The sequence below is a fragment of the Neolewinella aurantiaca genome (genome assembly GCF_008014675.1).
In the GTDB taxonomy this organism is placed as follows: domain Bacteria; phylum Bacteroidota; class Bacteroidia; order Chitinophagales; family Saprospiraceae; genus Neolewinella; species Neolewinella aurantiaca.
In genome coordinates this window covers 109,990-116,508 of sequence record NZ_VOXD01000021.1, presented here as the reverse complement: position 1 = coordinate 116,508, position 6,519 = coordinate 109,990, and the positions used below count along the sequence as shown (strand labels likewise).

Here is a 6,519-nt window from a genome sequence, read left to right as displayed (position 1 = left end):
TTTGCAATATTTGGGCAGCGAGAGTTTCGATTTTCGTCGGGTAGGTCATTCTTGGTAGGTGTGAGAATCACCAAGTTAAGGGCCTACCCTTTTTTAGAAGCCTAAAATCGTAGCGGACCATTGTGATACACACACTTTTTGAACGTCTCCTGCGGCCGGTGGTAGAGACCTTATATTTGAGCCTGACAACCGGGTTCAGGGAAGGACTTGTCACACGTACTCCCCTTAGATAAATACTTTTTACCTGGCCAGAACCACACTACTGAACATTTTTGATTTCCCGTCTAACCCTTCGCTCTTTCCAGAAAGCTTCGCCTAAGGCTCAGCGGAGCGGGAACCAAAAATGTCCGACAGTGTGGGGCAGAACATCAAATAACTAATAACAAGTTTTTAAAATTTCCAAATACGTTCTAAATCATAATACAGAGAGAAGAACTATGATAAAAGTTATTAACTTCCTACTTCTGGCAATATTGATTTCTAGTTGCAAGCCAAACGAAAATGAATTTGCCAAGAAAGAAGATTTCGCATTCATTACGGATAGTCTAAACGTTGACACTCTGTTAGTGAATAATAAGTTAGCAGGTTTTAGCCTCACTGTTTTTGAAGACTATAGCGTTGTCTATTCTAATCAATTTGGCGTTAGGTCGTTCGAAACTGATGAGAAAATAGATGAGAATACCGCTTTTTCAACCGCATCGATTTCTAAGCCTGTTACGGCACTTCTTTGTCACATTCTAGCAGAAAAAGAATTAATCGATCTGGATGAACCTATCGAGAACTATTTAAAAAGATGGAGTTTACCCGAAAATGAGCATACTGAAAATACGAAGCCTACGTGGAAACATCTGATGAATCATACAGCGGGAACAAGTCAACATGGCTTTGCTGATTTCTATGAAGGTGATACGATACCATCAATCAAGCAAAGTCTTTTAGGGCAGCTTCCGAGGTATAATCAGGAAATCGAGTTTCTGTTTGAACCAGGAACTAGTTGGCAGTATAGTGGAGGTGGATATGTGATTATTCAAATGGCATTGGAAGACACTTTCCAAGAGCCTATCTCTGAACTTGCCCGGGAGCACATATTCAAACCATTGAATATGACTAATACGACGATGAAGCAGCCCAACGAGAAAGGTTTCTTAGAAAATGTAGCACTTGTTCATAATAAAGATGGAGAAGTAATACGAACAGGCCTACCCATAACGCCACAAGTTGCGCCATCAGGTATGTGGTCAACCACCAATGACTTAGCAAAACTGGCGATTGAGATCCAGAATGCATTGCGAAACGAAAACAATAGAGTTGTATCTCACGAGGTCGCTAAAGAAATAACCAGAACAACAGCTCTCAAAAATGCTGTAGGTGGCTGGAGTTACGGATGGCAAAAAACCTTTGGTTTTGATAATTACGATTGGTTCATGTGCAATGGCTCTAATACCGGAGTGGGAGGAGATGTTTATGCAACAATGACTGATGGAAACGGCTACGTTTTTCTTGCCAATGGCGACAAACCCAATCGTTTTCCCGTAATTAACCAAGTCCGCCAAAAACTGCAGAATTTGATGGGGTGGAGTGTTGAGATTAAGGAAGATGAAATGCAGGAAATGCCTGATGAATTAAAAGCTAAGCTTGTAGGGACTTACGAGGACTTCTTATTTCAACAACCTAAATTACATGTCGAAATAGTGGATGAAGGAGGCAAAATGATTGTGAAAAGTCCGTATTTTGATTTTTCTATGGGAAAGAATAGTGAGCTAATCTATTTGAAAAACGGATTTTTCAAAATTATTGACTATCCAAATCTGATGAGGTTTGATTTTGATGATGAGGGGTTAGAAAAGGTATCCTTATTCCGAGATGATATCAGTACTGAAATTAAGGTGGAGCACAAAAGTTAGTACACTACTCTACATAATTAGCTCCCTCTCCGCTGAGCCTAAGGCGAAGCTTGTCTGAGGTGGTCCGGGGGGCGAAGGTGGAAAATCAAAAATATAGAGTAGTTTTAAAAATTAGTCCACGACCTCCTACTATCAAAATGGGAGTAAACCAGATTGTCGCTCAAGCCCCTCCCAGCCTCCCCACACCGCTGCGCTGGGGAGGAGCAATCGCGACAATCTGGCTTGCGCCTATCAAAATTCGAGTATTACCGATCTTGATATCACGTAGTAAGCCATACTAATGGGGCGGACGGGAATTGCCGGGACAAAGGAAAGAACAGAGAACAGGGTGTACTTCTTTGTCTTATCTTCAACTTCATTATTTTCTGCTCGGTACAAGATGGTTTACTCTAAAGAAGCGAACCTCCACTGCTAGACAAATGAGATGACCGGGCGCTTCAAGACCCTAATGGGGTATTTGTTTAGCAGTGTAGAAGCGAACCTATTCCCAAACTTAAAGATATGCTACTGTCCATAACTCAATCCCCCGTAGGGTTCATTCATTTTCTCTCAGCTGTTGCCGCGATGCTGGCTGGTGGCGGAGTGCTCTTTCTGCCTAAGGGGACCGTACTTCATCGGCGATTGGGCTACATTTACGTTGTAACGATGGTCGTTATGCTGGGTACCGCATTTAGTATTTATTCACTGTACGGTGAGTTTGGTCTGTTTCATTACCTGGCGGTATTCAGTTCACTGACCCTGATTGGAGGGATGGTTCCTGTTATTTTGAAGAAACCAAAGCCAGGTTACGTAAGTATGCACTTCAGCTTCATGTACTGGTCGGTTATTGGTTTGTACATGGCCTTTGTGGCTGAAACTGCGGTTCGGTTACCTCAGACAGTAATTGCAGATGGTGTACCTACGAATACCTTTTACACTATGGTGGCAATAGGTTCCGGCGTAGTGATGGTGGCCGCAAACGTCTCTTGGTTCAGGAATAAAAAGCGTTGGCAGGCTAAATTCGATACGGTAAGTACACTACAGTCTGTTGACAAATAAAGGCTTCCGGTAAAGACAGCCAACTTCGTTAGGGCGCAGACCAGATTGTCGTGCTTGCTCCTGCCCGGCGTAGCGATGTGAGGAGGCAGGGATTCGGGGGAGCGACAATCTGGTTTGCGCCCCTTCGTTATGATTGTCTTACCTGAGCTTTACCTGTTTTAAAACGCTCCCTGCACCTGCGGCCGCGCCCGGATAAGCCCGCTTTATTCATGAATCCTTCCCTTGATCTGTCCTCCCTGCACGGCTTTATCCAGCGTATCCGTTTTCGCGTAAATCACCGGATCAGGAGTCAGTTTGTTGAGGTCCGGCTGGCCGGCGTCGACCCAGCAGGAGTACCAAACGGAGCCGATGGCTAGGATGGACGCCCGGAAGCGTTCCTCGACCATGCCCTGCATTTCTTTATCCCAGGCGGCGGCAAACTCGGCTGACTGCGTCTTGATGGTGCGCCCCAGCCGCTCATCGAAAACCATTTGCTGATCGGAGGGGTAGGTTTCGCGGAGACGCTGTTCGGTGCGCAAGACGCTATCTACGAGGGAATGGCTTTTGAGCACAATGTCCCAGTAGAATTCGCGCGGGTTTTCGATGTACTCTGCTTTGCCGACGAAGTAGTCGTAATTGTTGTCTGCGAAGAGCTCCGGTATCCGGCTTTCCCAGAAGCCGTGGATGCCGGTCTGGCCTGTCATCTGGCCGTTATAATTTTCGGTAGTGTGAAGCGGAACGTGGGCATCGCCGACGTAATGCCCCATTTCGGCGCAGTACCGGAGAATCCGTTCAGCGTCCTCGGATTCGAAAGCTTTGGTAATGCGACGGTGCATCTGTTCGAGGTGCCAGGGCAGGATGCCGTACTCCGAAAGATGATCAACGATCGTTACTTTTTCTGCGTCTTTTGCTACGGGGAACCCGATGATTTTCAAAGCGGATGGAGCTACCGTTATTTCGTCGTCGTAGTAGGCTGGCAGTACGTCTTTGATCCAGAATTCGCGGTAAGCATTGAGCTGAATTTCTACCTGATTTCCGCCTGCGCTGCTGCTGAGCAGCACCCGGCTTTCACGGTCGAAGAGGTAGTCGGGGTCGGCTTGATGAATGGTGTCTACGGTCCAGCTGACGGTGTCTTTTCCAGGAGTGATGATTTTGAGCTCACCTTTCCAGAGCAGGGCATCCGTCCAGCGGCGGGGCACGAAAGCATAGTCTTCGCTTTCTCCCCAGTGGTCGATGTCAATATAGTGGCGCACCGCTTCGTGCTTGGTGGCATAGCGGCGTTTATCGGGGTCTACTGCGTGGTCTGTAAGCCATTCTATGTTGGCACGAAAGAAAGGCATCATTTCGTAGTCAAGGGTAAAGACAGCCAGGCGGTTGATGCGCCGGTGGCCGAAAAAGCCCCAGTCAGGACTGATTGCAACGGCGGAGGCCGTAAGGGCCAATACCGCAACGACGCAAAAGATTAGAGACCTGATTTTCATTTTTCTTTGGTTTGGTAGGGGCTAAGATACGGCAAGAGGAGTCCGCAATCGGCAACTATCTTTGCTGTCATACGTCTATAACTACGTATCCCTGACGGAATCTTTCAGCCTTCATCTTTGGGGTTCAGGTCGTCGTTCGAATCCCTGATGCCAAGGTGTTGCCGAAGGATCCCGTACAGATTTTCAAATTCTAACACGGAGGTCAGACTCTCATTCCGTGACGCTTCATCCTTACCACATGGCCATATTAAGCCGCATTGGCAATTATCTGTCGTTGATCAAGTTCTCCCATACCATCTTTGCGTTGCCGTTTGCACTGCTGGGCTTCTTTTTAGCGGTGCTTGACGCAGGTGCTCTGCCGCTCAAAGATCTTTTACTGGTGGTGCTCTGTATGGTCTTTGCCCGCTCTGCGGCCATGGCCTTTAACCGTTGGCAGGATCGGGATATCGATGTGAAAAACCCACGGACTGCGGTTCGGGAAATCCCGGCTGGCATCATCTCCAGTAAGGCTGCTCTCGGTTTTGTTTTTCTCAATTGCGCCTTTTTTGTGCTCTGCGCAGGGCTCCTGAACCCCCTTTGCCTGTGGCTCTCCCCCGTTGCATTGCTGGTGATTTTAGGGTACAGCTACACCAAGAGATTTACCTACCTCTGCCATTTCGTGCTGGGGCTGGGCCTGGCGCTTGCACCCATTGGCGCCTATCTCGCCGTTACCGCTCAGTGGGCGCTGCTACCTGTGTTGTACGGTATAGTCGTATTGCTCTGGGTGTCCGGATTTGATATTATTTATGCCTTGCAGGACGAAAGCTTCGACCGGGAAGAGCAACTGTTTTCTATTCCGGTTCGTCTGGGCACGGTGAACGCCCTTCGCCTGGGGCGCATCCTTCACTTCGTATGTGCGGGTGTTCTGGTTACCGCTCTTTTGCTTCAGGCGCAGCTGTATCCGGAGTTCGCTTGGTTAAGTTTCGTAGCCGGAGCGTTGTTTCTGGCGTGTCTCGTTTATCAGCACTCACTCGTCAGGCCGGGTGATCTAAGCCGGATCAATCTTGCGTTTTTTACCACCAACGGAGTTGCCAGTCTGCTGTTCGGAGGGCTCTGTATTCTGGATATTTACCTGTAAGTGAGTTATTGAGGCAACTCAATGACGCTTTACCTCACGCTGTGATTTCATTTGTGTGGCAACCTCGTGACCGAGGTACCGGTCTATCCAACCATGAAAAATATAGATCACCGGCGTCATCAGAATTGCGGCAGTGAATTTAAAAGCATACTGTACGGTGGCCACCGCCAGTAGTCGTGACCAGGGCCAGGGCTCAATGATGCCACCGAAGAGTTCTGGTCCGAGTTTGAAGGCTATCCCCAGTACTACAAGGCTGTCTACTAGTTGTGAGACAAGGGTAGAACCCGTAGCCCGTAGCCACAGCCGAGACTCTCCGGTTGATTTCCGTATCCGCCGGAACACGAAAACGTCCGTCAATTGAGCCAGTAGAAATGCAGAGACAGAACCAACAATGATGAACATACCCTGACCGAAGGTTACCCGAAACGCTGCCTGACTGTCGGGGACACCATGATTGATGGATTGCTCCACCCACCAGTCGGCCGGTACAAGTTGTATAGCGATGAAGATCATCAGGAAGGCGTAAAGAATCAGCCCTACGGTGAGGTAACTCAGTAAGCGGACGCCTCGCTTCCCGTAGTATTCGTTGAGCAAATCAGTCATCACGAAAACGACGGGCCACAGCAATACACCGGCGGAGAACTGCAGCGATCCGGTTTCACCGAATAGGTTGAAATCCCAGGGTGCCAGCCCCAGGGAATCTTCCAGCGTGAAGATCTTTACGCCTATCAATTCCGCGACCAGGGCATTGGCAACAAAAAAACCGGCCAGAATTATAAATAGCCGGCTTGGTCGGTGGGAAATCACATCGGTGGAGGAAAGAGAAGAACTGGTTGAAGTGGGCATGATTTCGTCAGGCTTTTTAAACTGAGCGGGTAAGATACGGCAACGGTATCACCACGGTTTTTGTAAAAAATCCGCTGGCTTCGCCGGAAACCGCCCCCCGGTACCAACGGAAGTTGCCTACCTTAACGTCTCAAATGATAGACTTCTCTGTTCA

General features: G+C 48.2%; 5 protein-coding genes. 3 read left to right on the top strand and 2 right to left on the bottom strand.

The features are described 5' to 3' along the window. The first annotated feature begins 437 nt into the window (after positions 1 to 437). The gene (locus FUA23_RS14295; protein ID WP_147931431.1) at positions 438 to 1,904 is read left to right on the top strand and encodes a serine hydrolase domain-containing protein; all 1,467 of its coding nucleotides are present in this window, start codon (positions 438 to 440) and stop codon (positions 1,902 to 1,904) included. A 501-nt stretch (positions 1,905 to 2,405) separates the two neighbouring features. Next, positions 2,406 to 2,942 (top strand): DUF2306 domain-containing protein, encoded by a 537-nt coding sequence (locus tag FUA23_RS14290; RefSeq protein WP_147931430.1) that lies wholly within the window; start codon positions 2,406 to 2,408, stop codon positions 2,940 to 2,942. A 203-nt stretch (positions 2,943 to 3,145) separates the two neighbouring features. On the opposite strand, the gene FUA23_RS14285 is transcribed toward FUA23_RS14290, so the two are convergent. Further along, entirely contained in the window at positions 3,146 to 4,402 is a 1,257-nt protein-coding gene (locus tag FUA23_RS14285; protein WP_147931429.1) for a zinc dependent phospholipase C family protein, read from the bottom strand. Positions 4,403 to 4,640: 238 nt separating this feature from the next. On the opposite strand from FUA23_RS14285, the gene FUA23_RS14280 reads away from it, so the two are divergent. Beyond that, on the top strand, positions 4,641 to 5,519 hold the full coding sequence (locus FUA23_RS14280; protein ID WP_147931428.1) for a UbiA-like polyprenyltransferase: 879 nt from the start codon (positions 4,641 to 4,643) through the stop codon (positions 5,517 to 5,519). Positions 5,520 to 5,537: 18 nt separating this feature from the next. Here FUA23_RS14280 and FUA23_RS14275 read toward each other — a convergent pair whose 3' ends face one another. After that, the gene (locus tag FUA23_RS14275) at positions 5,538 to 6,365 is read right to left on the bottom strand and encodes a queuosine precursor transporter (protein ID WP_147931427.1); all 828 of its coding nucleotides are present in this window, start codon (positions 6,363 to 6,365) and stop codon (positions 5,538 to 5,540) included. Positions 6,366 to 6,519 lie beyond the last annotated feature (154 nt).

What these genes read in the sequence shown, in the direction of transcription:
- FUA23_RS14295 (WP_147931431.1), top strand. Translation starts at nt 438, where the DNA reads ATGATAAAAGTTATTAACTTCCTACTTCTGGCAATATTGATTTCTAGT.
- FUA23_RS14290 (WP_147931430.1), top strand. Translation starts at nt 2,406, where the DNA reads ATGCTACTGTCCATAACTCAATCCCCCGTAGGGTTCATTCATTTTCTC.
- FUA23_RS14285 (WP_147931429.1), bottom strand. Translation starts at nt 4,402, where the DNA reads ATGAAAATCAGGTCTCTAATCTTTTGCGTCGTTGCGGTATTGGCCCTT.
- FUA23_RS14280 (WP_147931428.1), top strand. Translation starts at nt 4,641, where the DNA reads ATGGCCATATTAAGCCGCATTGGCAATTATCTGTCGTTGATCAAGTTC.
- FUA23_RS14275 (WP_147931427.1), bottom strand. Translation starts at nt 6,365, where the DNA reads ATGCCCACTTCAACCAGTTCTTCTCTTTCCTCCACCGATGTGATTTCC.